The 24,931-nt window shown below is 54.7% G+C and carries 25 protein-coding genes and 1 tRNA gene; 17 read left to right on the plus strand and 9 right to left on the minus strand.

What is annotated here, in order from left to right; all coding sequences use genetic code 11:
• Positions 1-342 precede the first annotated feature (342 nt).
• Both ACP4CD_RS19320 and ACP4CD_RS19325 read left to right on the plus strand, forming a co-directional pair.
• Positions 343-711 carry a hypothetical protein gene (locus tag ACP4CD_RS19320; RefSeq protein ID WP_426992165.1) on the plus strand — a complete coding sequence of 123 codons (369 nt, stop codon included), beginning with the start codon at positions 343-345 and terminating at the stop codon, positions 709-711.
• A complete protein-coding gene (locus ACP4CD_RS19325) occupies positions 684-1,982 on the plus strand; it encodes an NUDIX domain-containing protein (RefSeq protein WP_426992167.1) in 1,299 nt (432 codons plus the stop codon). Before ACP4CD_RS19320 ends, ACP4CD_RS19325 begins: the two co-directional genes overlap by 28 nt.
• 492 nt (positions 1,983-2,474) lie before the next feature.
• Here ACP4CD_RS19325 and rsgA read toward each other — a convergent pair whose 3' ends face one another.
• Entirely contained in the window at positions 2,475-3,374 is a 900-nt protein-coding gene (gene rsgA, locus ACP4CD_RS19330) for a ribosome small subunit-dependent GTPase A (RefSeq protein ID WP_426992168.1), read from the minus strand.
• The gene (locus ACP4CD_RS19335; RefSeq protein WP_426992169.1) at positions 3,374-4,624 is read right to left on the minus strand and encodes a M48 family metallopeptidase; all 1,251 of its coding nucleotides are present in this window, start codon (positions 4,622-4,624) and stop codon (positions 3,374-3,376) included. The genes rsgA and ACP4CD_RS19335 overlap by 1 nt, the downstream gene beginning before the upstream one ends.
• A 93-nt stretch (positions 4,625-4,717) precedes the next feature.
• Here ACP4CD_RS19335 and orn point away from each other — a divergent pair, with 93 nt between their 5' ends.
• The 6 genes from orn (at position 4,718) to ACP4CD_RS19365 (ending at position 10,192) form a co-directional block, all read left to right on the plus strand.
• The gene (orn, locus tag ACP4CD_RS19340; protein WP_071158897.1) at positions 4,718-5,263 is read left to right on the plus strand and encodes an oligoribonuclease; all 546 of its coding nucleotides are present in this window, start codon (positions 4,718-4,720) and stop codon (positions 5,261-5,263) included.
• Positions 5,264-5,388: 125 nt separating this feature from the next.
• Entirely contained in the window at positions 5,389-6,660 is a 1,272-nt protein-coding gene (gene serS / locus ACP4CD_RS19345; protein ID WP_426992170.1) for a serine--tRNA ligase, read from the plus strand.
• 192 nt (positions 6,661-6,852) lie between these two features.
• Positions 6,853-7,242 carry a group I truncated hemoglobin gene (locus ACP4CD_RS19350; RefSeq protein WP_064030956.1) on the plus strand — a complete coding sequence of 130 codons (390 nt, stop codon included), beginning with the start codon at positions 6,853-6,855 and terminating at the stop codon, positions 7,240-7,242.
• Between the two features lie 147 nt (positions 7,243-7,389).
• Positions 7,390-9,585 carry a bifunctional 23S rRNA (guanine(2069)-N(7))-methyltransferase RlmK/23S rRNA (guanine(2445)-N(2))-methyltransferase RlmL gene (gene rlmKL / locus ACP4CD_RS19355; RefSeq protein ID WP_426992173.1) on the plus strand — a complete coding sequence of 732 codons (2,196 nt, stop codon included), beginning with the start codon at positions 7,390-7,392 and terminating at the stop codon, positions 9,583-9,585.
• Entirely contained in the window at positions 9,582-9,854 is a 273-nt protein-coding gene (gene yccX / locus ACP4CD_RS19360; protein WP_064030954.1) for an acylphosphatase, read from the plus strand. Before rlmKL ends, yccX begins: the two co-directional genes overlap by 4 nt.
• A gap of 200 nt (positions 9,855-10,054) precedes the next feature.
• Positions 10,055-10,192: a GNAT family N-acetyltransferase gene (locus ACP4CD_RS19365; RefSeq protein ID WP_217631691.1), complete on the plus strand. Its 138-nt coding sequence runs from the start codon at positions 10,055-10,057 to the stop codon at positions 10,190-10,192.
• Positions 10,193-10,440: 248 nt separating this feature from the next.
• Here the strand turns inward: ACP4CD_RS19365 and ACP4CD_RS19370 are convergent, their stop codons facing one another.
• Positions 10,441-11,022 (minus strand): TetR/AcrR family transcriptional regulator, encoded by a 582-nt coding sequence (locus ACP4CD_RS19370; RefSeq protein WP_426992175.1) that lies wholly within the window; start codon positions 11,020-11,022, stop codon positions 10,441-10,443.
• A gap of 162 nt (positions 11,023-11,184) precedes the next feature.
• On the opposite strand from ACP4CD_RS19370, the gene ACP4CD_RS19375 reads away from it, so the two are divergent.
• From ACP4CD_RS19375 to ACP4CD_RS19390, 4 genes are all read left to right on the plus strand, one after another.
• A complete protein-coding gene (locus ACP4CD_RS19375; RefSeq protein WP_426992176.1) occupies positions 11,185-11,601 on the plus strand; it encodes a 4-oxalocrotonate tautomerase in 417 nt (138 codons plus the stop codon).
• 150 nt (positions 11,602-11,751) lie between these two features.
• A complete protein-coding gene (locus tag ACP4CD_RS19380) occupies positions 11,752-12,240 on the plus strand; it encodes a cupin domain-containing protein (RefSeq protein ID WP_426992178.1) in 489 nt (162 codons plus the stop codon).
• 51 nt (positions 12,241-12,291) lie between these two features.
• Positions 12,292-12,804 (plus strand): GlcG/HbpS family heme-binding protein, encoded by a 513-nt coding sequence (locus tag ACP4CD_RS19385; RefSeq protein ID WP_083386047.1) that lies wholly within the window; start codon positions 12,292-12,294, stop codon positions 12,802-12,804.
• Positions 12,805-12,958: 154 nt separating this feature from the next.
• Positions 12,959-13,084 carry a helix-turn-helix domain-containing protein gene (locus ACP4CD_RS19390; RefSeq protein WP_082885655.1) on the plus strand — a complete coding sequence of 42 codons (126 nt, stop codon included), beginning with the start codon at positions 12,959-12,961 and terminating at the stop codon, positions 13,082-13,084.
• A 127-nt stretch (positions 13,085-13,211) separates the two neighbouring features.
• Here the strand turns inward: ACP4CD_RS19390 and ACP4CD_RS19395 are convergent.
• The 3 genes from ACP4CD_RS19395 to metG form a co-directional block, all read right to left on the minus strand.
• Positions 13,212-13,288 (minus strand) — tRNA-Arg (locus ACP4CD_RS19395).
• A 184-nt stretch (positions 13,289-13,472) separates the two neighbouring features.
• The gene (locus ACP4CD_RS19400) at positions 13,473-14,075 is read right to left on the minus strand and encodes an RnfABCDGE type electron transport complex subunit B (protein WP_426992180.1); all 603 of its coding nucleotides are present in this window, start codon (positions 14,073-14,075) and stop codon (positions 13,473-13,475) included.
• Complete coding sequence (gene metG, locus ACP4CD_RS19405; RefSeq protein WP_426992181.1) at positions 14,041-16,101, minus strand: methionine--tRNA ligase; 2,061 nt, start codon at positions 16,099-16,101, stop codon at positions 14,041-14,043. Before metG ends, ACP4CD_RS19400 begins: the two co-directional genes overlap by 35 nt.
• A 225-nt stretch (positions 16,102-16,326) precedes the next feature.
• Between metG and ACP4CD_RS19410 the strand changes: the two genes are divergently transcribed.
• The 4 genes from ACP4CD_RS19410 (at position 16,327) to ACP4CD_RS19425 (ending at position 20,115) form a co-directional block, all read left to right on the plus strand.
• A complete protein-coding gene (locus ACP4CD_RS19410) occupies positions 16,327-16,725 on the plus strand; it encodes a hypothetical protein (protein ID WP_426992183.1) in 399 nt (132 codons plus the stop codon).
• Positions 16,726-16,982: 257 nt separating this feature from the next.
• Positions 16,983-17,246 carry a hypothetical protein gene (locus ACP4CD_RS19415; RefSeq protein ID WP_426992184.1) on the plus strand — a complete coding sequence of 88 codons (264 nt, stop codon included), beginning with the start codon at positions 16,983-16,985 and terminating at the stop codon, positions 17,244-17,246.
• A gap of 263 nt (positions 17,247-17,509) precedes the next feature.
• Positions 17,510-17,848, plus strand: coding sequence for a hypothetical protein (locus ACP4CD_RS19420; protein ID WP_064030946.1), 339 nt, complete (start codon positions 17,510-17,512; stop codon positions 17,846-17,848).
• Positions 17,845-20,115, plus strand: a complete 2,271-nt coding sequence (locus ACP4CD_RS19425) for an EAL domain-containing protein (protein WP_426992186.1) — start codon at positions 17,845-17,847, stop codon at positions 20,113-20,115. Before ACP4CD_RS19420 ends, ACP4CD_RS19425 begins: the two co-directional genes overlap by 4 nt.
• 7 nt (positions 20,116-20,122) lie before the next feature.
• Here the strand turns inward: ACP4CD_RS19425 and ACP4CD_RS19430 are convergent, their stop codons facing one another.
• Entirely contained in the window at positions 20,123-21,412 is a 1,290-nt protein-coding gene (locus ACP4CD_RS19430) for a L,D-transpeptidase family protein (RefSeq protein WP_426992187.1), read from the minus strand.
• A 225-nt stretch (positions 21,413-21,637) separates the two neighbouring features.
• On the opposite strand from ACP4CD_RS19430, the gene apbC reads away from it, so the two are divergent.
• Positions 21,638-22,726 carry an iron-sulfur cluster carrier protein ApbC gene (apbC, locus tag ACP4CD_RS19435; protein ID WP_168028210.1) on the plus strand — a complete coding sequence of 363 codons (1,089 nt, stop codon included), beginning with the start codon at positions 21,638-21,640 and terminating at the stop codon, positions 22,724-22,726.
• Between the two features lie 17 nt (positions 22,727-22,743).
• Here the strand turns inward: apbC and proB are convergent, their stop codons facing one another.
• Together proB and cgtA are read right to left on the minus strand one after the other, a co-directional pair.
• Complete coding sequence (gene proB / locus ACP4CD_RS19440; protein WP_426992189.1) at positions 22,744-23,865, minus strand: glutamate 5-kinase; 1,122 nt, start codon at positions 23,863-23,865, stop codon at positions 22,744-22,746.
• Entirely contained in the window at positions 23,852-24,898 is a 1,047-nt protein-coding gene (cgtA, locus tag ACP4CD_RS19445; RefSeq protein ID WP_426992190.1) for an Obg family GTPase CgtA, read from the minus strand. The genes proB and cgtA overlap by 14 nt, the downstream gene beginning before the upstream one ends.
• Between the last annotated feature and the right edge of the window lie 33 nt (positions 24,899-24,931).

Here is a 24,931-nt window from a genome sequence, read left to right on the forward strand (position 1 = left end):
AGCGCCGCGATCGACAAGTTGCGGTGCTGGTAAGGTTCATGGACGTTTTGGTGGATAGCGTTGGCGCTCCGACGGAGCAAAGGCGTCGGCGCAATGAGCGAGATAGACCCGTTGCGGTATGTCGCACAAACTGATTCAATGGTTGAAATTTGCTGATTACCAGCCGTATCCATTCGCCTTCAATTACATACAGAAATGGAAGTCATATGTAGATCAATAGATCATCGTTTGGACAATCTTTATCGGTAGACACACGGAAACCATATAATCCCTTGTTAGACGAAATATTATTGATTTAAACATCATGCCTTCAAGCCCGACAACTAAATATTGATTTTTGATATGCCTATACAAAAAGCTTTTATAATAATGCCGTTTAAAAAACCCTTTGATGGGTATTTTGATCATATTTACAAACCTGCACTAGAGTCTACTGGTTACTTAGTTACGCGTGTTGACGACCTGTTTGCGCCTCGCCCCATAATTGATGATATCCGAGAAAAAATAATTGCCTCTGATTTAATGCTTTGCGAGATGAGCGGAAGAAATCCGAATGTTTTTTATGAACTTGGTTTAGCCCACGCTATAGGTAAGCCTACAATACTTCTTGCAAACTCCAAAAAAGACATTCCATTCGATTTACAACATATCAGAACAATAATTTACGATGTAAAACAGGCTGGATGGGAAAAAAATTATTTTCGTCAATAGTTACTGCTGCCCAAGAAATAGCAATGATGACTGTTCCTTGGCCAGCCCCAATAACTTCCATTGGTAACGGAAAATCTCCCAACCCTATAATGCCAGGATTGGTCAAAGTGTTTCCGAATCTGCCTTCCTGTGAGCAAGAAATCTTAGATGCAATTACACATTCCAAATCTGTAAAAATTTTCTTGCAACTTGGTAAAACAGTGCTTGTTGGAACACCAAATATCTATGAGTATCTTGAGAAATCGACAAAAGCAGGTGCGACCGTCCGCATACTTCATGCAGGATTAACCAATCCTAGTTTATCTCGTCGTGTTGCCTACGAACGTAGTTCTAGCTATGACGAATGGATTTCTGATATTCAATATGCCATTAACAAACTCAACAATTTAAAGCGTAGAAGTATCGGCGTAGTTCAAAGTCGGCAACATAACGAATCCTATTATTGGTTAATGTTTGTATTTGATCATTACGCTTATGTTCAACCTTACCTTTACGAACGCTCAAATACTAATAAATCACCAGTATTTAAGTTTGAACGTGATGAAAAAAATGATGTTAGTGACTCCCTGTATTATATTTTTGATAGATATTTCGAACATAAATGGGACAAAAGTTACACTGGCATACGCAATATTCGAGATTTATTTCGAGGAACTGACCTGGAAACAAAGACAGTATCGGTTGCTTCCATATTAAAAATTAATAAACTATTTTTGTTTGTAATACCAATTCGATTTCTTATAGCTGCCGAAAATTTTATTTCTTTTCACTCGGTTGGCGGAAAAGTTGCTGAAAATGAAGATTATATAGAAGGGCTAAAAAGGGAAGTAAATGAAGAAATAGGGATATCAATTCAAGTTAATCACGCCCTTACTACTAAACTTCTCTCAAGCCACTCAGATATTGGAGAAATTAATCTTGATGATCCTGTTTCTCCAAAATATATTTACAAAAGAACTCGCCCTGGGGTTTCCTCACAAATCCAATCCACAGTATGGCTTTTAGGGTACCATAGTGAGTTAGTAGATGGTGGCAATCCATATCCGCGAGAAGAGATAGCGGCAATATTATATTTAACCCCGGCATTACTCCGAGAATGTATATCTCGAAAAGTAACTTATCATGAAATACTGGAAGTTAATGATGGTTCGCAACTTATTATTCAATCAGGTATATCATTTGACAAATCTAAGATCGCCATGCCCATGGGGCTTGCTGCTATCTTGGCTTCGGAATCATTTGACTCAGATACAGTTGATTCTGTTATTTAGTTGTTTTAATTAAAAAAATGTCTAGCTCAACGTTCAAGCGGAACTTTGCTATTGCTCAGACCGCTTAACTTTGCGTTAAACGATCAATTTCTGGCATTAACCTGCCGTTCGAAAATCTACCTGAAGGTCGGCTTTTGGCCGAAACCGAGCCTTCATCCCAGTAAATATCCGTCGGCGTCAGTGGTGACTTTGTAGTTGGAATCCCAGTCCGACTTTGGATTAAAACCGGTGGCGGTTTTCAATCGGAATCGGTGGCTGGTTTGGGGTGGAATATGCAACTATATGGCGGCCATCTCGATCTCGGTTGGAAACCTCATTTTCGAACGGTCATGGCTTGCAATGGGGAGGATCCGTCCTTGGGCCTAACGCTCATGCAACGGCTGCGTTGCCCCTGCAAATGAAAGCCAATGGTGTGGGAGCGGCTTTAGCCGCGATTGACAGCGCTCCGACACCGAATTGGGTAACCGCGTCCGGTGCTTTCATGGTAAAGATCTATCCGCCACGCGACGGCGGCGGCATTTTTTCCCGCAGTTTCAAGAAGCGCCGATAGCGCGCCAGCGGGATTTCGCCGGCTTCCGCGGCGGCGCGGACCGCGCAGTCCTTGTCGGTGACGTGCTTGCAATCGTTGAAGCGGCAACGGGCGATGTAGGGTTGAAATTCTCGATAGCCCCAGGCCAGTTGCGCCTCGGTCAATCCGGCCAAACCGAAAATGGCGACGCCGGGACTATCGATCAAATCGCCGCCGCCGGGCAAGTGGTAGAGCGTGGCGGCGGTGGTGGTGTGGCGGCCGTGTTTGCTGATCGCCGAAATGGTATTGGTGCGTAGCGTCTTGTCCGGCAGCAGCGCGTTGGTCAACGACGACTTGCCGACCCCGGATTGGCCGGCGAACAGGCTGGCGCGGTTTTGCAGCGTATGGGCCAGTTCGGCGATGCCGATTTGGCGGTTGGCGCTGACCGGGTGTAGCCGGTAGCCCAGCGTTGGGTAGTAGTGCAGCTCGGCGTCGATGTCGGCCGGCAACGGCAGGTCGATCTTGTTCAGGATTAGGTCGGCGTCGATATTGCTGTTCTCGCAGACCGCCAGATATTGATCCAGCAACAGAAAATCGCAGGCCGGCTCGACCGCCAACACCACGTATACGCTGTCAAGATTGGCGGCCACCGGCCGGCTTTCGTTGCCGCGTGCCGGACGAAACAGGGTGGAACGTCGCGGCAGGATCGCTTCGATGCGGCCTTGCTCCGGCGACGACAGCGTTAGTTTGACGCGGTCGCCGACGACGACGGTATCCAGTTTGCGCAGGGTTTGACACAGGACGGGCGGCGTGGCGTCGTCCAACTCTACCGCGATGCCTTTGCCGAGATGAGCGACGACCAGACCTTCCCGCTGAGCACTCATCAAGCGGTTTGTATCTTTTCTTCGATATGGGCGATGCGGATCGCGGCGGGCGGATGGCTATAGTGGAAGGCCGAATACAGCGGGTCGGGCGTCAGCGTGCTGGCGTTTTCTTCGTAGAGTTTGACCAGGCCGCTGATCAGTTTGCCGGCTTCGGCGTTGCGGGTGGCGAAATCGTCGGCTTCGAACTCGAATTTACGTTGAAAGAACGCGCTGATCGGTTGCATAAAGGTGGTGAATACCGGCGACACCAGCATGAACAACAACAGGGCCGCCGCATTGGAGTGAGTGCCTACGCCGAGTCCGTCGAAAAACCAGTCTTGGGTAATCAACCAGCCTAGAATCGCGAAGCTGATCAAGGTCATCAGCGACGAGGCGATCAGCATCTTGATCGTGTGTTTGCATTTGAAATGGCCGAGTTCGTGGGCCAATACGGCTTCCAGTTCAGATTCGTCGAGGGACTTGACCAGCGTGTCGAAAAACACGATGCGCTTGTTATTGCCCAGGCCGGTGAAATAGGCGTTGCCGTGGCCGGAACGGCGCGAGCCGTCCATGATGAAAATGCCGTTGCTGTTGAATCCGCAACGTTCCAGCAAGGTTTGAATGCGTTGCTTCAACGAGCTGTCCTGCATCGGTTCGAACTTGTTGAACAAGGGTGCGATCAGGGTTGGGAACAGCCAGCTCATCAACAGCGAAAAACCCATCATGATGGCCCAGGCATACAGCCACCACAGGTCGCCGATACTGTCCATTACCCATAGAATCAACGCTAAAATCGGCAGACCGATGCCGAGCGTCAGCGCGACCGACAACAATTGATCCTTGACGAATTGCGGCAGGGTGTTTTTGTTGAAGCCGAATTTTTCTTCGATGACGAAGGTTTGATAGAGGCTGAACGGAATTTCGACGACGGTCATCAACAAAAAGACGCTGGCCATCGCCGCCAAGCTGGCTTTCAGCGGCGACAAATCGAAGGTCGCCCAGAAGTCGAATACCAGGCTGATGCCGCCGCCCAACGTCAGCGCCAGCAGAAACACAATGCCGACCACGCTGTCCAGGTCGCCCAGTTTGCTCTTTTCCACCGTGTAGTCGGCGGCTTTTTGATGGGCGGCCAGCGATACCCGGTCGCGGAATGCCGCCGGCACTTGGTCGCGATGTTGCAGCACGTGGGCTTTCTGGCGCATTGCCAGCCAGAATTGGACGCCGTAAGACAGGACGAGGGCGACGAGAAATAGGACGGTAAAGGTGTTCATCAAGGCCGTGAGGTTGGGGGTTAACGATTAGCGGTACAGATTAGCTAATGCTACAATTTGCCGCAACTTTATAAATAATCTAGGGAATAGCCAATGGCTCAGGATGCAAACAATCTTATCTGGATAGACCTGGAAATGACAGGGTTGGATCCGGATAACGATTTGATCATCGAAATCGCAACCGTCGTTACCGATCCAAATTTAAACATCCTGGCCGAAGGCCCGGTGATCGCCGTCCATCAATCCGACGCGGCGTTGGCGGCGATGGACGACTGGAATCAACAGCATCACGGCCAATCCGGGCTCATTCAACGGGTCAAGGATTCCCGCATTGATGCCGCCGCCGCCGAAGCCGAAACGTTGGAGTTTTTGCGGCAATGGTTGCCGGAACGGGCGTCGCCGATGTGCGGAAACAGCATTTGCCAGGATCGGCGTTTTTTGTACCGTTACATGCCCAAGCTGGAAGCGTTTTTTCATTACCGCAACCTGGACGTATCCACCGTTAAAGAACTGGCGGCGCGTTGGGCGCCCAAGGTCAAGGACGGTTACAACAAGCAAGCCTCGCATAAGGCGCTGGACGACATTCTCGAGTCCATCGAGGAATTGCGGCATTATCGCGAGCACTTTTTTAAATATTAATCCGTCCACTTGGGTTGGCTTGCTGCATTAACGACGGAGTTTGGCCCAGCGATACGGAATCAATAGATCGGCTTGCCAGATGCCTGGCTCGCCCCACGCCCTTTAATTTCAGGTACCACACAGCCATGCTAGACCCCCGTTTATTTAGAAGCGAACTGGAGACGGTTTGCCAGCAATTGCAACGCCGCGGCTTTCAATTCGATGCCGCCGCCTATCAAGCCCTGGAAGACCGCCGCAAGGACATTCAGGTCAAGACTCAGGATTTACAAAACGAACGCAACACCCGCTCGAAGGCCATCGGTCTAGCCAAGGCCAAGGGCGACGACATCCAGCCCTTGCTGGATCAAGTGGCCGATTTGGGCGACCAGCTCAAGGCCGCCGAAGCCGAATTGAACGACGTGCAAAACCAGTTAAACGCATTGATGGCCGGCATACCGAACATCCTCGACGCGGCGGTGCCGGACGGCAAAAGCGATGCCGATAACCTGGAAGTCAGCCGTTGGGGCGAGCCGCGCCAGTTCGATTTTCAACCCAAGGACCACGTCGATCTGGGCGAGCCGTTGGGCATGAACTTCGAATGGGGCGCCAAGATCGCCAGTGCCCGTTTCGTCGTGCTGGCCGGCAAACTGGCGACATTGCAACGGGCCATCATTCAACTGATGTTGAATACCCACATCAACGAGCACGGCTACCAGGAAACCTATGTGCCGTTCCTGGCCAACGCCGACAGCCTGCGCGGCACCGGCCAGTTGCCGAAGTTCGAGGCCGATTTGTTCACGGTGCAAAACGATCCGACCTTCTACCTGATTCCAACCGCCGAAGTGCCGGTCACCAACATCGTCCGCGACGCCATTGTCGAAGCCAAGCAGATGCCGCTGAAGTTTGTCTGTCATTCGCCCTGCTTCCGCAGCGAGGCTGGCGCTTACGGCAGCGACGTGCGCGGCATGATTCGTCAACACCAGTTCGAGAAGGTCGAGCTGGTGCAAATTGTGTCCGCCGAAACGTCCGCCCAGGCCCACGAGGAATTGACCGGCCACGCCGAGAAGATTTTGCAACTGCTGAATCTGCCTTACCGCAAAATGCTGCTGTGTGCCGGCGACACCGGTTTTTCGTCGGCCAAGACCTACGACTTGGAAGTCTGGTTGCCGGGGCAACAAAAATACCGGGAGATCTCCTCCTGCAGCAACTTCAAGGATTTCCAGGCCCGGCGCATGCAGGCGCGCTGGCGCAATCCGGACACCGGCAAGCCGGAGTTGGTGCATACCTTGAACGGCTCGGGACTGGCGGCCGGCCGTACCTTGATCGCGGTCATCGAAAACTATCAAAACGCCGACGGCTCAATCACGGTACCGGAAGCCTTGCGGCCTTATATGGGCGGACTTGCGGAAATTCGCTAAGCGATTAGGGCCGGACACCGTAAGCCGGGGTAGCGACCCAATCGTTGCCCCGGCTTTTTTATGCCCCTACTGGGATTGGCAAAATAGTTTTGAACCAAAACTAACCTGGAGTATCATCGCCGCCGGAGTTGCGGCGGGCTCTTCGGTTCTGCTCGGCTCCGACCATAATTTTAATAATTGACTGGGGTTAACATGAGCGAGAACAATCAAGTACAAGAGCCGTCGCTGTACGAACGTCTGGGCGGCGAAGCCGCCGTCAACGCGGCGGTCGATGTGTTTTACGGTAAGGTGTTGGATGATTATCGAATTAACCGCTTCTTCGAAAAAACCGATATGGCTAAACAAGTCGAGCACTTGAAAGCCTTCATGACCGTCGCTTTCGGCGGTCCCAACCAGTATACCGGCCGCTCCTTGCGCGACGGCCATGCCAGATTGGTTCAAAAGGGTTTGAGTGACAGCCACTTCGACGCCGTGATGGAACACCTGGGCGCGACGATGCAGGAACTGAACGTGCCGGCCGAGTTAATCGGCGAAGCGGCCGCCTTGGTCGAAAGCGTTCGCGGCGAAGTCCTCGGCCGTTGATGTCGGTGCCGCCATGCGCGCGGTTCGGCGCGTGGCGGCAATCCTGGGGATGGCTCATCCTCGGCGCTAGCTCGAGCCTTACAAATTTTCCGCCGCCCCCGTCCGGTTTTAGTATCCTAGCCGACCATTCCGTATTCGGTCGTCGTCATGTCGCTACATTCTCTTTACGCCACCGCGCCTAAGGCGCTGGAAGGCATCCTCGCCAACGAAATTCACGCCCTCGGTGGCCAAAACGTCAAGGAAAAACTGGCCGGCGTGGCCTTCGACGGCGATCTGGCGCTGGCTTACCGGGTGTGCTTGTGGTCGCGAGTGGCCAACCGGGTGTTTCTGCCGCTGAGCAGTTTCGAGGTCAAATCCCAGCAGGACCTGTACGACGGCGTCAAGCGCATCAATTGGTTCGAGCATATCCAGCCCGACGCCAGTCTGGCGGTATCCTTCAACGCCAAGAACAGTCAGGCGATCAACAACACCCACTTCGGCGCGCAAAAGGTCAAGGATGCCATCGTCGACCAGATGCGGGCTAAATTCAACAAGCGCCCCAGTGTCGATACCGACCGGCCGTCGCTTCGCGTCAATGTTTATCTGCACAACGACTTGGCCCAGCTCAGCCTGGACCTGTCCGGCGAGAGTTTGCACAAGCGCGGCTTCCGCGACGTCAGCATCGCCGCGCCGATCAAGGAAAACCTGGCGGCGGCGATTTTGTTGCGCGCCGGCTGGCCGAAGATCGCCGAGCAAGGCGGCAGTTTGCTCGATCCGATGTGCGGTTCGGGGACGATGCTGTTGGAAGGCGGGCTGATCGCCGCCGACATCGCGCCCGGCTTGCAGCGCGATTATTTCGGCTTTCTGGGCTGGAAAAAACACGATGCCGGTTTGTGGCAAAGTTTGCTCGACGACGCCCGCCAACGCCGGGAAACAGGACTAAACAAAATGCCGACCATCGTCGGCTTCGACCAGGACCGGCGTACCGTCACCACTGCGGTTCAGCACGTCGAAAACGCCGGGCTGTCCGGCAAGATTCATATCGAAAAACGCGACATCGGCGATGCGGCTGCGGCGGAAAGCTGGCCCAAGGGCTTGATCGCCTGCAACCCGCCCTACGGCGAGCGTTTGGGCGACGAAGCAGAAACCGCCGCGCTGTACCGTCGCTTCGGCGAGGTGCTGAAACAGCGCTTCGCCGGCTGGCAGGCGGCGATGATCATCAGCGACCCCGAACTGGGTTTTAGGTTGGGCATCCGTTCGCAGAAGCCGATCACGTTGTTCAACGGCGCGCTGGAGTGCAAATTGCTGCGTTTTAACATTGAGGAAAAAGCCTTCTTCGAGCCCAAGGCCAAGTCGCAACAGGAGCGTGCCGAATCGATCTGGCGCCGCGCCCAAGTCGAACAAGTCGATCCGCAAGCCGAGATGTTCGGTAACCGCTTGCGCAAGAATCTGAAGAAACTAGCCAAGTGGGCCAAGCAAAACCAGGTGCATTGCTACCGGCTGTACGACGCCGACCTGCCGGAATACGCGGTCGCGGTGGACCTTTACCACGGCGAAAAGCTTTGGGTCAATGTGCAGGAATACGAATCGCCGAAAACCATCGATCCGGCCAAGGCCAATCAACGCCTGGCCGGGGCAATGGCGGAGATTCCGAAAGTGCTGGAAATTCCGGCCAACCAGGTGTTTCTGAAAATCCGCCGCAAGCAAAAAGCCAGCGACCAATACGAAAAGCTCGGCGAACAAGGCCATTTTCACGTGGTCGAGGAAGGCGGCTGCAAGTTCTGGGTCAATTTCGAGGATTATCTGGATACCGGCTTGTTTCTGGATCACCGGCCGATGCGCTTACGCATTCAGCAAGAAGCCAGGGGCAAGCGCTTTCTGAATCTGTTCGCTTATACCGGCAGCGCGACGGTGCACGCGGCGGTCGGCGGCGCGGCGGCGTCGGTCACGGTCGACATGTCCAACACCTATCTGGACTGGGCCAAGCGCAATTTCGAACTCAACGGCATCCGCGGCGACCACAAGCTGGTGCGCGCGGATTGTCCCAAATGGCTGGCCGAGCAGGCGGCATTAAAAAACAAGCCGCAATTCGATTTGATCTTTCTCGATCCGCCGACTTTTTCCAATTCCAAGAAAATGGACGACGCCTTCGACATTCAAAGCGACCATGTGATTTTGTTGAAAAACGCGTCCGCGTTGCTGGCGCCGGGCGGCGTGTTGTATTTCTCGACCAACTTCCGCCGCTTTAAACTCGACCGCGAGGCCTTGGCCGGCCTGGACATCGAAGACATCAGTGCGACGACGATTCCCGAGGACTTCGCCCGAGACCAAAAAATTCATTATTGCTGGAGAATCACGCGATGAAGGATTGCCTGCACATCATCGTCAAGGGACGGGTACAGGGCGTGTATTTTCGCGCCTACACCCAAAAGCAAGCGGTCAAACTGAATCTGTCCGGTTTCGTCCGAAATCTGCCAGACGGCAGCGTCGAAATCGTCGCTTCCGGACACCCGGACGATTTGCAAAAGCTGGTGGCCTGGTGTCACAAAGGGCCGCTATTGGCCAAGGTTGCCGAGCTTGTCGTCAATGCCCATCAGCCCGACGAACATTGGCAAGCATTCGAGATTCGTTGATATTGAGCTGAATCAACCTCGAACGTCTAACGTTGATGACAGCACTCAGGCTACATTTGTCGGATCAGGCGCGATTTGTCGCACAAATCCTGCGCCAATTTCAGGCGGGCTATCATCTCTCAGGGTTTTACGAATTCGGTTGGCAAGGCTTGGTCGGCTAACGATTCAGCGAGAATCTGCGCTATGCTCGCTATCTGTATGTGGATGATCTGGTCGTCAAGGGTAAGCGGCAAAATCAGGGTATAGGCAAACGTCTCATTGAATATGTCAAACAGGCAGCCCAATTTGCAAACTGCAATAATCTGGTTCTGGATACCCGCTTATATACATGCCGCTAGCACAACGACGCTATTACCGACAAGGCTTATCGGCGAAGGGTATGCATTTTGTTGAACACCTAAATGGCGGATTTGTTGCCTAACCCCGCTGCGCCATAATCTATGTGGCTGTAAACTGGGTGCCGTATCGCTTCGCGAGGTGGGCTTCAAGCTGCATCGTTCTCGGCGTACTTTGGTTTCGTTTTGTGACGGCGGTTGGGTTGGGTAAGCGTGGATGGAATTCGGACGACCGGACGAATCCATTGAATTTAAGTATTCTTTTGTCGGGCGATCACCGCTTGTTGAACGGCCGTTGCAATTTCATTGGCGATTTTTTCGTTGCTAACCGCGCGCGCTAACGTTACGCCGCCAATCAGCATTGCAAAGTTAGCCCACGCATTATCAATAGCCGCCTGATCGGTTGTTTGGGATGTACCCTCTGCCGCAAGTTTGACTATCTTTAGCAACTCCGACTCAAATGCAGCTCGTATCGTTTCCTCGGAGCGACAGACTTCCGGAGTTACACTTTGAAGTATGCAGCTGTCGCCCAGATCGCAGGTGCGTTTTGGACCCATGTAAAACGTTGCAAATTCTTCCCACCAGTTTTCGCCATATTTCTGCTGAAAAGTGTCGATCCCGGATTTCAAGTCCTCCATTCCGGCAATGATCGCCGCTTTAAACGCATCGGCTTTGGAGCTGAAGTGTCCGTAGAACGCCCCTGACGTCACGCCGGCTTCCTTTGCCAAACCATCGACGCCGATGCCACTGTAGCCGCCTTTTCGAAAGCAACGCCCGGCCGCCTCAATAATGCGCTGGCAGGTTTGTTGTTTTTGGTCTGCTGTATATCTCACGCGGGTAGATCCAATGCTATTTTGGATGGACATTGTATCAAATGGCCAGCATCGGCATCTTTGACAAGATAACGACCGTTATATAATATTGTGTAGCGATCGTTATTTAATGTTCGTCGCGTAGCTTCCGCTACGCGTAACCCCAAACAACAGGAATCCGACATGCCGCTTACTCTTACGCTCACAGAAGGTGTCTTACCCGCGGGAACTGAAAAACTGGCTTTTCGCAGAATTTGCGATTCGATGTTGAAATGGCACGGGCTATCCGGCAATAAGGTGATGACGCCCAATGTCGTTGGCGCTATCCATCTGCTGCCCAAACATCAAACCTATTCAGGATTGCAAGAAACCGACATCGCCTTTATCGAATGGAAGGTGCCGTCATTTGCGTTTAACACACCTGAAATTCAGCAGGGACATATCGAAGAAGCCACCAACATTATTCATGAACTCTCGGGCGGCAGCCTGCCTAAACACCAAATTTGGGCTAATGTCGTCCATGCTGTTGATGGCGCCTGGGGAATCGCTGGTCAGGCGTTGACCAATAAACAGTTAGGCGAGGCACTTTCCACAGGTTAAATTTAGATCGATTCGCGGGTCGATCTCTCATCGCCCGCGAGTAACAATGTTTATTCACTCGGCAGGCGGCCCATGCCCAAAAGCCGCCCGCAAAGCTGCCAAAACATTACGCTAGCGTCTAGTAAACGCACATTGATAAAAGGAAGAGATATGTCAAACGGTTATACCTCGAAAGCTGTCGAAGTCATGACACCTAACATCGAATGCGATATCAAACGACGACTGTTGCTGGCTGGGATGGTCGGTGCGGTAGGCGCATTCACCGCGACGCCGTTGTTCGCACAAATCACATCGCAGGGCAATACGACAGTCTCCAGCGACGGTATCGTTCGAACTATCCTGCAAAGTCATGAAGATAATGAAGGCAACGAATTTCGTTTGGTCATGACCACCTATCCTCCAGGAGTGGGCTTGCCAGTTCACCATCATCCCTCAGCCGGTTTCAATTACATTCTTGAGGGGATAGCGGAATCGCAGTACGTTGACGAGCCAATACTAACCTTCAGAGCAGGGGATAGCTACCAAGACAAGGCCAACGCTCAACACCTGATTTTTCGCAATGCCGACAGGATTAATCCGCTGAAGTATTTAATCGCTTATACCACCCAAAAAGGCCAACCATTTTTGATGGTTCCTTAATGCCAAAGCGCTTATTGGGCATTTGGGACATCACGTCACCGGAAATACGCTATGAATAAACAACGAAAAGGTTTGCAGGTCATTTCGATACTTTTGTTATTGCAAGCCAATGCGCATGCTGCGGGAAATAGTTATACGCTTCCGCTTACTTTAGCGGTCGAAGCTGCCAGCGAAACGGTACGCTCCTGCGAAGCTTTGGGATATAACGTTTCGGTGGCTTTTGTCGATATGTTCGGTCAGCCCAAAGTTCAGCTAAAAAGCGACAAGAGTACGCCGCATACCTTCGAGACGGCCTATCGAAAAGCCTACACTATCGTGACGTTTGGCCCCAACTATCATTTAGAAACCAGCGGTCAAGTGGCCGACCTAATGAGCAAAAACCCGGCGTTTTATAATGCCGCACTCACCATCCCCAATGTCACGCCATTGCCCGGCGCATTAGCGATAAAAGTGCAAGGAAATATAATAGGTGCGATTGGGGTCAGCGGTGCACCGGGTGGCGATAAAGATGAAGCCTGTGCTCAAGCGGGTATTGACAAAATCAGCAGTAGATTGCCGGAATAATCATTCTATTCAAAATGGGAAAATTACAGTTATTGTGCTTAGGGAACCTCTGATTAATTCAGTTTTTCAAAACATTCGAACACACAAGTCATTGATTTAATTAGTTATAGAATTCTAGGTTACGAATTAATCAGAGGTTCCTAAACCATAGAGAATACAGCACCGTACAGACAATCTGGATAAACTTTGCGCTTATTTTCACTGCAGAATTGAAGATTTAGTTGAATATGTTTCTGAAGATCTTTTAACAGGCAGTCAAAACGTAAACCCTAAAGATTAAGGATGTTTGGTCGTTGAGGGCAAATGTCAAATTCGGGTGACGACAAATAACATCAATTTTAGCTGGCCGCTGAATGGCCGCCTATGCCAAACCAGGGGAAAATGGCAGTTTGTGGAAGATGTGAAAATGGCGCGCCCGAGAGGATTCGAACCTCTGGCCTCAGCCTCCGGAGGGCTGCGCTCTATCCAGCTGAGCTACGGGCGCAATGGGATTTGCGGTCTTACGATACAGTCTGTTCGGTCAAACGGTTTTGACCGTTTCCCTAGAACCCTAAATCCGGCTGACTGTTTCCTCCGGAGGGCTGGGCTCTATCCATCTGAGCTACGGGCGTGTATTGCAGAGCTGCTTATTATAAAAGCAATTGCGGCTAAAGTCATGGCCGATCGCGTTAATCTTGGTTTTTCGCGGATTTGGCTTTTGACAATAGCTGCTTCTGACGTTGCAAGCGCTCGGCCTTTTCGGCTTCCAGTTTGGTCAGGCGTTGTTGTTTGGCGAGATGGCGCAGCCTGGCGCGGTCGGCGTCGGTCTCGGTCCAAGTGAGGTTGAGTGAGGGAACCATGGCAATGCAGGCGACCGGACACGGCGCGACGCACAATTCGCAGCCGGTACACAGATCGGCAATGACGGTATGCATGTGCTTGGAGGCGCCTAGAATGGCGTCGGTCGGACAAGGCGGCAGGCATTTGGTGCAGCCGATGCACGCGTCTTCGTCGATGATCGCAAGTAGGCGCGGCCGTTCAATGCCGTAGCCGGGATTCAGCGGCTTGGCCGCGATGCCCAGCAACTCGGCCAATTTGGCGATACCGGCATCGCCGCCGGGCGGACAGCGGTCGATGTCGGCTTCGCCGCGAGCGATCGCTTCGGCGTAAGGCCGACAGCCGTTAAAACCGCATTTTCGGCACTGAGTCTGCGGCAGCAGGGCGTCGATACTGTCGGCCAGCATGCTCGGTTCCGTTTTATTTGACGCGCATGCCGGGTTGGGCGCCGGCATCCGGCGACAGTACGAAAATGTCCTTGCCGCCTGGGCCGGCCGCCAGCATCATGCCTTCCGAGGTACCGAAGCGCATTTTGCGGGGTTTCAGATTGGCGACGACGACGGTCAGCTTGCCTTCCAAATCGTCCGGCGCGTAGGCCGACTTCACGCCGGCAAAGATGTTGCGGGTGTGGTCGCCGAGATCGACGGTCAACTGCAGCAGTTTTTCGGCGCCTTCCACCGCTTCGGCCTTGACGATACGGGCGATGCGCAAGTCGATTTTGGCGAAGTCCTCGATTTCGATGGCTTCGGCGATCGGCTCCAGCTTTTGGCTTTCGGCGGGTTTGGCGGCTTCGCCGACGGTCTTGGCGGGCTTGGCCTTGACCGACGGAGTCTTCTCCAGGTTGTCCTTGGAGGCTTCGACGATCGCGGCGATTTTGTCGGCCTCGACTCGAGTCATTAATGGCGTGAACGCGTTGATGGCGTGGTCGGTCAGCGGCTGGGCGTCGGCCGGCCAGCCTTGCGGCGGGATGTTCAAGAAGGCTTCGGCGTTGGCGGCCAGCGTCGGTATTACCGGGCGCAGATAAACCACCAACAAGCGGAACAAGTTCAGGCCCATGCTGCAAACGTCGTGCAACTCGGTGTCGCGGCCTTCTTCCTTGGCGATCAGCCAGGGCTTTTTCTCGTCGATGTATTGGTTGGCCTTGTCGGCCAGGGCCATGATTTCGCGCATCGCCTTGCCGAATTCGCGGCTTTCGTAAAGGTCGGCAATGGCTTGATGGGCGGCGACGAATTGGCCGAACAATTCCGGTTCGGCGCAGGCGGCGGATAGCCGGTTTTCAAAGCGTTTGGCGATAAATCCGGCGCAGCGGCTGGCGATGTTGACCACTTTGCCGACCAGGTCGGCATTGACCCGGAGCGTGAAATCGTCGAAGTTCAAGTCGATGTCGTCGACGCCGGCGCTGAGTTTGGCGGCGAAGTAATAGCGCAAGTATTCCGGGTTCAGATGGTCCAGATAGGTACGGGCCTTGATGAAGGTGCCGCGCGATTTGGACATTTTCTCACCGTTGACCGTTAAAAAGCCGTGGGCGAAGATCGCGCTCGGCGTGCGGAAGCCGGCGCCGTGCAGCATGGCCGGCCAGAATAGCGCATGGAAATAAATGATGTCCTTGCCGATGAAGTGGTACAACTCGGCGTCGCTGTCCGGGCTCCAAAAGTCATCGTAAATTAAACCGGTACGCTCGCATAAGCGCCGGCAACTGGCCATGTAACCGATCGGCGCATCCAGCCAGACGTAAAAATATTTGCCGGGCGCGTCCGGGATTTCGAAACCGAAATACGGTGCGTCGCGGGAAATGTCCCATTGTTGCAAGCCGTTTTGCAGCCATTCGGCCATTTTGTTGCTGACTTCCGCTTGCAAGTGGCCGGCGGTGGTCCAGTCTTTCAGCATTTCGGCGAAGTGGCCGAGTTCGAAGAAATAGTGCTCCGAGTCTTTTTCGATCGGTTGTTCGCCGGACACGACCGACACCGCGTTTTTCAATTCGGTTGGCGAGTAGGTGGCGCCGCAAGCTTCGCAGTTGTCGCCGTATTGGTCGGGCGCGCCGCATTTGGGGCATTCTCCCTTGATGAAGCGGTCCGGCAGAAACATGTTTTTGACCGGGTCGTAAGCTTGAGTGATGCTGCGGCTGCTGATATGGCCGCCCTCGCGTAGCCTGAGGTAAATCAGTTCGGCGCAGGCCTTGTTTTCGGGCGAATGGGTGCTGTGGTACTGGTCGAACGCCACGCCGAAGGCGTCGAAGTCGGCGCGGTGTTCTTGCTCGACGCCGGCGATCAGTTGTTCCGGCGTAATGCCTTCCTTGTCGGCGCGCAGCATGATCGGTGTGCCGTGGGTGTCGTCGGCGCAGACGTAGTAGCATTCGTGGCCGCGTTGTTTTTGAAAACGCACCCAAATGTCGGTCTGAAGGTATTCGACCAGATGGCCGAGGTGGATCGGGCCGTTGGCGTAGGGCAAGGCGCTGGTGACAAGGATTTTTCGTTTCGACATGGCGGTAAAACGGCCGGAAAAAGGAGCCGGCGATTATGGCATAAATCGCCTGGGCTTTCATTGCAAGGCGCGACAAGCCGGCGGCGGGCAAGGGTTCTTGGGCAACGTCGGGCAGTAGGGTACAATCGCCGCCAAGCTCGACGCTTCGGCGACGCCGGGGTGCCGATCGGGATTTTTCCGCGTGGGGCTTGCCCGATTTCAAATCACAATAAAAGAGGCTACATCATGAAAAAAACCTTGTTCTTGGCCATCGCGCTAATGTCCGGTTCCGTAATGGCGGCGACCGATCACTATCTGTTGCGCGACGGTAACCACGTTCAGCATTTGAAGATTAATGCGGTCGGCAACGATACCAATGTCACCGTGGATGTGGATTTCGAACCGAATCCCGACGAGGCCGGCAAGCACGCATGTTCTGCTCTAATTTCTGGCGAAGCTAAAGTCATTGCCGAAAACGAGTTGGTTTTGAAAAAGCATATCGAGGGCGAGGCGCGTTCGTGCTCGGTAAAAGTGCATTTGACCCCAAACGGCGCCAAGCTGGAGCAATCCGAAGAATGTACTTATTTTGCGGCCGGGATTTGTAAATTCGCTAGCGACGGCAAGGAGTTGTTGAAAATCAAATAAGCCAGTCCGCTTCGCGGCGCGATCGGCAAGGTCCGTGCGCCGCTACTCGCGGGCTAATCTTAAGACAGTCGGCTAGTGTCTTTGCTATGCTGACTTGTTCGATGTTTTAATTAAATTATGTTATTTGCCGTGATATTCGGACAGATTGTCGCGCGGCAATCCGCCACATTTTTAACGCTAGACTTTTTTGTTAGATTACCGGTGTCCCGCCAATACGGGATTCCAAATTTCCGGTAACAGATAGCGAAGGAGTCTTTATGAAAAACGCCAACAAATTTATAGCTGCCGCCGCGATTGCGGTACTCGGGGGAGCCGTGATCCTGAATGTAACCAATGCTAGTTCCGAGGTTAACGAAGACAAGGCGGCTACCGAGGGTAAATCCGTTGCTTGGTATGTGGCCAATATCAAGGAAGCGAAGGCGCAAAACCAAACCTGCCACGATAATCCTAACCTTCAAGCCAGCGCGGATTGCGTGAATTCGCTGCACGCTTTGCAAATTAGCTTCAAGGGCGGAAACTAATTTTTCTGCCGGCGTTTTCTCTGTCAGCCGGGCGGTAGCCTTACCGTCCGGTTTTTTGTGTTCCAACTCTCAATTTTCACTTTCGCCGATCTGGATTGGCGTTGCTGTCTTTCGTTCTTGCAAGCCGTCTGCCCGGCGGTTCGGCTTTCCGTTGTTCCGTAATGATTAACCCGCTCCGGTGAGTTCCGTCCTTGGGCCCAGTCCTGAGAGTGCTTAATTTCTGCTAAATTACCGGTCAAACTTAGGGAAATAAGGTTACCGGCATGTTCAAGCAAACTCAAAATCAGGTCAATATCTCCGCCGTGCTTGGCGAATACACCATTCCTCCACTGAAAGACATGTTGATTTTGGGGCGCGATTCGCCAATCGGCTGTATCGCGATGCGCCGCGCCATTGAATTATTGGTGAAAGCGCCGTTCGAGCATATCGAGTGCGACGACGAAATCATCAGCGATATCTTGGTCCGAAAAAGCCTGTTGAACCGGGCTTCGCGCGAGGCATTGATCGAGTTTGTGATAGGTCAGGTTAAGCCGCTGATGAGCATCGACGAGATTTTGCACGCCGATTTGGACGTCTCGGTGCGCTTGAGCGCCAAGGTATGAAGGAATTGACGGTAAAGGCCTGTCTTTGGCCCGATGTGGTCAGGGTCCGGGAAGAAGACCGGCCAAAGGGGCGGGCGAATGGCAGTACCGTGTACGCGGTATTTCGCGATGGCGAACTTAGTGCCGATTTTTGCGGCGTGGCTACCCACCATGACATTTCCCTGCACCCTGGCTGGATTTTTGCCGACTTGGTCGAGCATCGCAAGCTCGCGGCCGTGCCGGTCGGTGCCGGTATCCGTACCGCGTTGAAAACCATGCGGAAGCATGGCATGGAAGTGTTGGCCGTGATGAGCCGCGACGAATTTGTCGGCGTCGTGACCCGGGAAAGCATTTTGCAGGCCTTGCTGGAACGCGATCGGCAGTTGTTACTCGAAAGCGTGCGTTTGCGGGACATTGCCGAGGAAAACCATCGCCAGACCGTGATTTGGGTCGAGCGCTTGGCCGCCCTCAACGAGGCCGCCAGAAGCTTGTTGGGGGTGTTGGCCCGGACGTCGATAGAAACCGAATTGCTGCAAGCTGGGCTCGATGCCTTGCGTAAGCTGTTGGACGCCGATTTTGGGGCGATTGGTATCGTCGATGAGCACGGCGGGATGGCTGAATTCATTTATTCCGGAATCAGCGAGGCTCAGGCCAAGCAAATCGGCGAGCTGCCGCAAGGCAAGGGTTTGTTGGGCGTCGTGATCGAAGAGGATATTTCGCTACGCCTGAGCGATATGCGCACCGATCCGCGTAGCATCGGATTTCCGCCGCATCATCCGCCGATGAAATCGCTGTTGGCGGTGCCGATTTCCCGGCACGGTCGGGTGTACGGGCGGATCTATTTGTGCGACAAAGTCGGCGGCGAGGCGTTTAGCGCCAACGACGAGGAGTTGGCGGCCAGTTTCGCGCATTCGTTATCGTTGGTGATCGACAACGCCAGGGAGATGGAAGAGGTCAAGCGGGCTCGCCAGCGCCTGGATTACATGGCGCATTTCGATGCGCTGACCGATCTACCCAATCGCACGCTGCTGACCGACCGCGCCTTGCAATTCATCGCGCGCGCGCAGCGCAAACGCGAGGTGGTGGCTTTTTTGTTTCTCGATCTGGACAATTTCAAGACTATCAACGATTCGTTCGGCCATACAGTTGGCGACGAATTGCTCAGAGAGGTGGCCAAGCGCATCGCCTCGTGCTTGCGTGAAGGCGACACGCCGGCACGCATGGGGGGCGACGAATTCATTATCATGTTGCCCGGCATCAAGGACAGCCTGGATGCCGCCAAGGTGGCGGTCAAGATTTTGGGGCTACTGAATGAACCCTTTGTCATTAACCAACACCAGATTTATTCGCGGGCCAGCATAGGCATCAGCGTGTTTCCGGAGAACTCGGGCAATCTGGACGAACTGCTGGCGCAGGCCGATTCCGCGCTGTACCACGCCAAAAAGCTCGGCAAGAACAACTATCAGTTTTTTACGTCGGAAATGAACAGTACCGCGCAGCGGTATCTGCAGCTTGAGCATCATTTGCGTTGCGCGCTCGGTCAGGGCGAGCTGTCGCTGTACTACCAGCCGCAAGTGCAAATCGATAGCCGGGCGGTAATCGGCATGGAGGCGCTGTTGCGCTGGCATAGTCCGACCTTGGGCATGGTGATGCCGGATCAGTTTATCGGTTTGGCCGAGGAAACCGGGTTGATCGTGCCGATAGGCGAATGGGTGTTGCGGACCGCTTGCGAACAGGCCCAGTGCTGGCGCGAGACAGGTACGCCGGTGCGCGTCGCCGTCAATCTATCCGGTCGGCAGTTCCAGGATTTTCAACATCAACGCGGCTTGTTGGACGTGGTTGCGACCGTGTTGGCCGAAACCGGCTTGCCGGCGGAATTATTGGAGTTGGAAATCACCGAAAGCATCATGATGCGCGATGTGGATACCACGCTAGCCACTCTGCAAGGCTTAAAGAGCCTGGGCGTGCGTATTTCGGTGGACGATTTCGGCACCGGTTATTCGTCGCTGAGCTATTTAAAGCGTTTTCCGCTCGACACGTTGAAAATCGACAAGGCCTTTGTAAAGGACGTTTCCACCGACGACAGCGACCGGGCGATCGTGGCCGCGATTACCGCGATGGCCGGCCAGTTGAAATTGGAGTTGGTCGCGGAGGGCATAGAGGACTTGGAGCAGTTGGTCTTCCTGTCCGGACAGCGTTGCAATTACGGCCAAGGCTATTACTTCAGCAAGCCGGTGCCGGTGGAGCAAGCCACCGCGTTGCTGAAGCCGGGGGCCTTGTCGGAATGACGGCGGCTTAGTTTGCCGACGGTGCTTGCGGCATCGCGTCGATATCGAAGTTCTGTTTGATGCGTTTCGCCGCCGCTCTGGCTTCGGATTTGGTTTTGAACGGCCCGGCCAAGACGCGGTAATTGCCGTTGCTGGCAATCTTGCGGGCCGGGATCGGCGGGCCTTGGTGATTGAGCATGGCCGCCAGCTTTTGCGCTTCGGTTTCGCTCTGGAACACATCGGCGATGATCGTCGACCAGGCGTCGGCGTCCAGTTCGCCGATTTCCGGTTGGCCGAACAGTCGTTCCGGATGTTCGATCTGCGGCGCGGCGGCGCTTAGTTCGGCAAGGTTCGGACTGTTGACGAGTACCGGTGTCGGCACGCCGTTGGCGCGCTTGAGGATGGCTTCCACCTTGGGCCAATCCAGTGTAGCTTGCCGTTCCGCGGCGAGCTGCTTCAATTTGCCGCGCAGGTCTTTTTCCAGTTGCTTGCGTTGCTTTTCCCATTTATCCAATGGTTGGTGGGCTTCCAGATACAGCGCGTCGCCCGCCCAGGCGGCTAAGAAGGGTTGGTGGACGATGCGTACCGGCGTGCCTATGTCGACTTGCTTGAACAGGTTTTCCACGTCCTCCGGGTAGAGCTGTACGCAGCCGTGGCTGACTTGCATGCCGATCCCGTAGGGCTTGTTGGTTCCGTGTATCAAATAGCCCTTAAAACCCAGCGGCATTGCGTAATAGCCGAGAGGATTGTCCGGGCCGGAGCGGATGACTTTGGGGAGAGGGTCGCCCAGCGCCTGGTGTTCGCGTTGGATCGATTCCGGCACGGTCCAGGCCGGATTGGCTTTCTTGGCGACGATTTGCGTCTGACCCAGCGGCGTATTCCAGCCTTCTCGTCCGATGCCGACCGGATAGGTCAAGACCGATCGGGTGTTCGGAAAGTAAAACATGCGCATGTTGGCCAGGTTCAACACGATGCCTTGGCGCGGCGCGTCGGGGATTATGAATTGCAAGGGCAGCAATACCGTGCTGTCGTTCTGTAAGCTCCAGGGATCCAGGCCGGGATTGGCGAGGGTAATGTCGTTGTATCCCAGGCCGTAATGGCGAGCAATGTCCGAGAGCGTATCGTTTTCCCGGCTGGAGAGCGTGGCCAGGCCTCCGACGATGTTCAAGTCGGCGGAGAGGCTGAATTGGTGAGTCTCGACGACTTCGTTGGGTTTGACCGTCCAGGTGACTTTTTCCGATTGCGGTTCGGAAAAGAAGGCTAAGGTTTGGCAGCCGCTTAGCAACGACGCCAGTATCAGCGCGAATGGTATAAGCAACGGAGAGTGGGTCGGGGAATGGCGGATAGGCGGACGGGTTAAGGCGATCATGACGGTGACGGGACTGGGGGCGTCGGATGGTTGTTTCCGCCCGGAGAGTAGCGCGTTTGGCGCGGCCTGGCAAGAAAGCCCGTGGATTTGGTTGTCCGGGTTTCTTGGCTTCCCGGAAGATGGTATCTTCCCCCACTATTTTGCTTGGTTACTGGCTTATTGTAGGAGTTGTGAATGGCTATTGAAAAAGCGGCTGTCGAAAATATATTGAAAAATTTCATTGACCCGAATGTCGAGACCGATTTGGTGTCGGCTAAGGCCGTCAAAAAGATTACGGTGGACGGCGACGCGGTCAGCGTTGTCGTCGAAGTGGGCTATCCGGCCAAGAGTTACGTTGGCGAGCTGCGCGCCGAGTTGGAGCAACGCTTGCGCGCGTTGCCGGGGCTTGGGAAGCTGGAGGTCGAAGTGTCCTTCAAGATTGTGTCGCACGCCGTGCAAAAGACCTTGAAGCCCTTGCCGAATGTGAAAAATATTATCGCGGTGGCGTCGGGCAAGGGAGGCGTCGGTAAATCGACGACTTCAGTGAATCTGGCGCTGGCGCTGGCAGCGGAGGGTGCTCAGGTCGGTATTTTGGATGCTGATATATACGGCCCCAGCATTCCTACCATGCTGGGTTTGTCCGGTCAGCCGGACAGTGAGGACGGCAAGATGTTGCAACCCAAGTTGTCTTTCGGCGTCCAGACCATGTCGATTGGTTATCTGGTCGATCCCGATCAACCGATGATTTGGCGCGGCCCGATGGTAACCGGTGCATTGCAACAATTGTTGGGTCAAACCCAATGGCATGACGTCGATTATTTGATCATCGATTTGCCGCCGGGTACCGGCGACATCCAGTTGACGCTGGCTCAGCAGATTCCGGTCAGCGGCGCGGTCATCGTGACCACGCCGCAAGACATTGCGTTGATAGACGCTCAGCGTGGCTTGGGCATGTTCGAAAAGGTCAATGTGCCGATTCTGGGTTTGGTCGAAAACATGAGTCTGCATATTTGCAGCAACTGCGGTCACGAAGAGGCTATTTTCGGCCAAGGCGGCGGCGTGGCGATGGCCGCCAAAAACGGGGTGGATCTGTTGGGTGCGTTACCGTTGGATATTAAAATCCGGGAGTTTGCCGACAGTGGCCGACCGACGGTAGTTGCCGATCCGGACGGGCGGCCGGCGCAAATCTACAAGGCCATCGCCCGCAAAATGGCCGCGAAACTGGCGCTGAGAGCCAAGGATTTCAGCGGCCGATTCCCGAATATCGTGATTCAGAATACTTGATCCGGAGCTGGGTCCGGCTAGACCAGTACTAGATTGTCCCGGTGGATGAGTTCGTCGTCATCGGCATAGCCCAGCAAGGCTTCGAACTCGCTGCTGGGTTTGCCGGCGATTTTGGCGGCATCGTCGGCACCGTAGTTGATCAGGCCGCGGGCGATTTCCTGGCCGTGGGCGTCCAGGCAAGATACCAAGTCGCCGCGTTGGAATGAGCCACTCACCGTCTTGACGCCGACGGCCAGCAAACTTTTGCCGGCGGCTTTCAGAATTTTGACGGCGCCGTCGTCCAGCGTAACGCTGCCTTTGAGCTGCAATTGCCCGGCCAGCCATTGCTTGCGGGCCGCCAGCGGGGCGATGTTCGGTATCATATAGGTGCCGAGCGCTTCGCCGGCAAACACTCGGTTGACGACTTGGTCCAGCTTGCCGGAGACGATGACGGTGGCGGCGCCGGATCTGGCCGCCAACCGGGCGGCGCGAACCTTGGTGAACATGCCGCCGCGTCCTAGGCCGCTAATGCTGCCGCCGGCCACTTCGTCGAGCAGGCTTTCGTTGACGCTGATTTCGGAAATCAATTGGGCGGCGGGATTCAGGCTGGGATTGGCGTCGAACAGGCCAAGCTGGTCGGTCAACAACAGCAATAAATCGGCTTCGACCAGATTGGCGACCAGCGCGCCCAGGGTGTCGTTGTCGCCGAAGCGAATTTCCTCGGTAGCCACCGCGTCGTTTTCGTTGATGACCGGAACGACGCCGAAATCCAACAGGGTTAGCAAGGTGCTGCGGGCATTGAGATAGCGTTGCCGGTCGGATAGGTCGTCGTGGGTCAGCAAGACCTGGGCCGCCAGTAAGTCATGCGTCTGGAATTCGTCTTCGAAGCGGCGCACCAGGCCCATCTGGCCGACCGAGGCAGCGGCTTGCAGTTCGTGCAGCGTTTTCGGACGGGTTTTTAATTTCAGGCGGCTCATGCCTTCCGCCACCGATCCTGACGAGACCAATACCACGTCGACGCCCAACTGGCGTAGCGCCGCCATTTGCTCGACCCAGCCGGCGATCGCGGTCTTGTTCAGGCCGCGGCCGCCGTCGGTCAGCAGTGAGCTGCCGATTTTGACGACGACGCGTTTAGCTTTAGAGAAATCAGACCGGCTCATCGGGGATGGGCTCCAGCGAATTGCGTTGCGCTTCCAGAAAATCCATGATCGCGTACATCAGTTCTTGGGTGCCCTGGTTTTTCAGCGCGGAAATCTTGTATACCGGGCCATTCCAGTCCAGTTCGTCGAGGATGGCTTGACAGTGGGCGTCGAGCTCGTCGTCCGGGACGTTGTCGATTTTGTTCAGTACCAGCCAGCGCGGCTTTTCGGCCAGTTCGTCGCTCCATTTTTCGACTTCGGCAATGATTTTCCGGGCGGCGGAAACCGGCGTTTCGTCGCTTTGGTAGGGGGCGATGTCGAGGATGTGCAGCAGCAGGCCGGTACGCGACAAGTGCTTTAGAAACTGCAGGCCGAGCCCCGCGCCCTCGGCCGCGCCTTCGATGACGCCCGGAATATCGGCGATCACGAAGCTGCGCATGTCGTCGACCCGAACGACGCCCAAATTGGGATGTAGCGTCGTGAACGGATAGTCGGCTACTTTCGGGCGCGCCGACGAGACGGCCCGAATCAGGCTGGATTTGCCGGCATTGGGCATGCCGAGCAGGCCCACGTCGGCAATCACCATCAATTCCAGACGCAGCATGCGGTGTTCGCCCGGCGTCCCCTTACTGGTTTGCTGAGGCGCGCGGTTGATGCTGCTTTTGAAGCGGGTGTTCCCCAAGCCGTGAAAGCCGCCCTTGGCAACCAGAAGTTGTTGGCCGGGCTTGGTTAGGTCGCCGATTTTCTCGCCGGTGTCGGCTTCGTAAACGATCGTGCCGGGCGGTACCGGGACGAAGCAATCATCGCCTTTTTTACCCGTGCAGTCGCGGCTGCCGCCGTTTTGGCCGCGTTGGGCGCGGTGCACCGAGTGATAGCGAAAGTCCACCAGGGTGTTAACGTTCTCCGTGGCCACCAGATAAACGCTGCCGCCGTCGCCGCCGTCGCCGCCGTCGGGGCCGCCCAACGGAATATATTTTTCTCGGCGGAACGACGCCTTGCCGTTGCCGCCGTCGCCTGCTTCCACGCGGATTTCCGCTTCGTCAACAAATCTCATAATGTACCGGTATAAACAAAAAAGCCCCGCTAA

Source organism: Methylomonas stagni (assembly GCF_050154735.1).
In the GTDB taxonomy this organism is placed as follows: domain Bacteria; phylum Pseudomonadota; class Gammaproteobacteria; order Methylococcales; family Methylomonadaceae; genus Methylomonas; species Methylomonas koyamae_A.

What these genes read in the sequence shown, in the direction of transcription:
- ACP4CD_RS19320 (WP_426992165.1), top strand. Translation starts at nt 343, where the DNA reads ATGCCTATACAAAAAGCTTTTATAATAATGCCGTTTAAAAAACCCTTT.
- ACP4CD_RS19325 (WP_426992167.1), top strand. Translation starts at nt 684, where the DNA reads ATGGGAAAAAAATTATTTTCGTCAATAGTTACTGCTGCCCAAGAAATA.
- rsgA (WP_426992168.1), bottom strand. Translation starts at nt 3,374, where the DNA reads ATGAGTGCTCAGCGGGAAGGTCTGGTCGTCGCTCATCTCGGCAAAGGC.
- ACP4CD_RS19335 (WP_426992169.1), bottom strand. Translation starts at nt 4,624, where the DNA reads ATGAACACCTTTACCGTCCTATTTCTCGTCGCCCTCGTCCTGTCTTAC.
- orn (WP_071158897.1), top strand. Translation starts at nt 4,718, where the DNA reads ATGGCTCAGGATGCAAACAATCTTATCTGGATAGACCTGGAAATGACA.
- serS (WP_426992170.1), top strand. Translation starts at nt 5,389, where the DNA reads ATGCTAGACCCCCGTTTATTTAGAAGCGAACTGGAGACGGTTTGCCAG.
- ACP4CD_RS19350 (WP_064030956.1), top strand. Translation starts at nt 6,853, where the DNA reads ATGAGCGAGAACAATCAAGTACAAGAGCCGTCGCTGTACGAACGTCTG.
- rlmKL (WP_426992173.1), top strand. Translation starts at nt 7,390, where the DNA reads ATGTCGCTACATTCTCTTTACGCCACCGCGCCTAAGGCGCTGGAAGGC.
- yccX (WP_064030954.1), top strand. Translation starts at nt 9,582, where the DNA reads ATGAAGGATTGCCTGCACATCATCGTCAAGGGACGGGTACAGGGCGTG.
- ACP4CD_RS19375 (WP_426992176.1), top strand. Translation starts at nt 11,185, where the DNA reads ATGCCGCTTACTCTTACGCTCACAGAAGGTGTCTTACCCGCGGGAACT.
- ACP4CD_RS19380 (WP_426992178.1), top strand. Translation starts at nt 11,752, where the DNA reads ATGTCAAACGGTTATACCTCGAAAGCTGTCGAAGTCATGACACCTAAC.
- ACP4CD_RS19385 (WP_083386047.1), top strand. Translation starts at nt 12,292, where the DNA reads ATGAATAAACAACGAAAAGGTTTGCAGGTCATTTCGATACTTTTGTTA.
- ACP4CD_RS19400 (WP_426992180.1), bottom strand. Translation starts at nt 14,075, where the DNA reads ATGCCGGCGCCCAACCCGGCATGCGCGTCAAATAAAACGGAACCGAGC.
- metG (WP_426992181.1), bottom strand. Translation starts at nt 16,101, where the DNA reads ATGTCGAAACGAAAAATCCTTGTCACCAGCGCCTTGCCCTACGCCAAC.
- ACP4CD_RS19410 (WP_426992183.1), top strand. Translation starts at nt 16,327, where the DNA reads ATGAAAAAAACCTTGTTCTTGGCCATCGCGCTAATGTCCGGTTCCGTA.
- ACP4CD_RS19415 (WP_426992184.1), top strand. Translation starts at nt 16,983, where the DNA reads ATGAAAAACGCCAACAAATTTATAGCTGCCGCCGCGATTGCGGTACTC.
- ACP4CD_RS19420 (WP_064030946.1), top strand. Translation starts at nt 17,510, where the DNA reads ATGTTCAAGCAAACTCAAAATCAGGTCAATATCTCCGCCGTGCTTGGC.
- ACP4CD_RS19425 (WP_426992186.1), top strand. Translation starts at nt 17,845, where the DNA reads ATGAAGGAATTGACGGTAAAGGCCTGTCTTTGGCCCGATGTGGTCAGG.
- apbC (WP_168028210.1), top strand. Translation starts at nt 21,638, where the DNA reads ATGGCTATTGAAAAAGCGGCTGTCGAAAATATATTGAAAAATTTCATT.
- proB (WP_426992189.1), bottom strand. Translation starts at nt 23,865, where the DNA reads ATGAGCCGGTCTGATTTCTCTAAAGCTAAACGCGTCGTCGTCAAAATC.
- cgtA (WP_426992190.1), bottom strand. Translation starts at nt 24,898, where the DNA reads ATGAGATTTGTTGACGAAGCGGAAATCCGCGTGGAAGCAGGCGACGGC.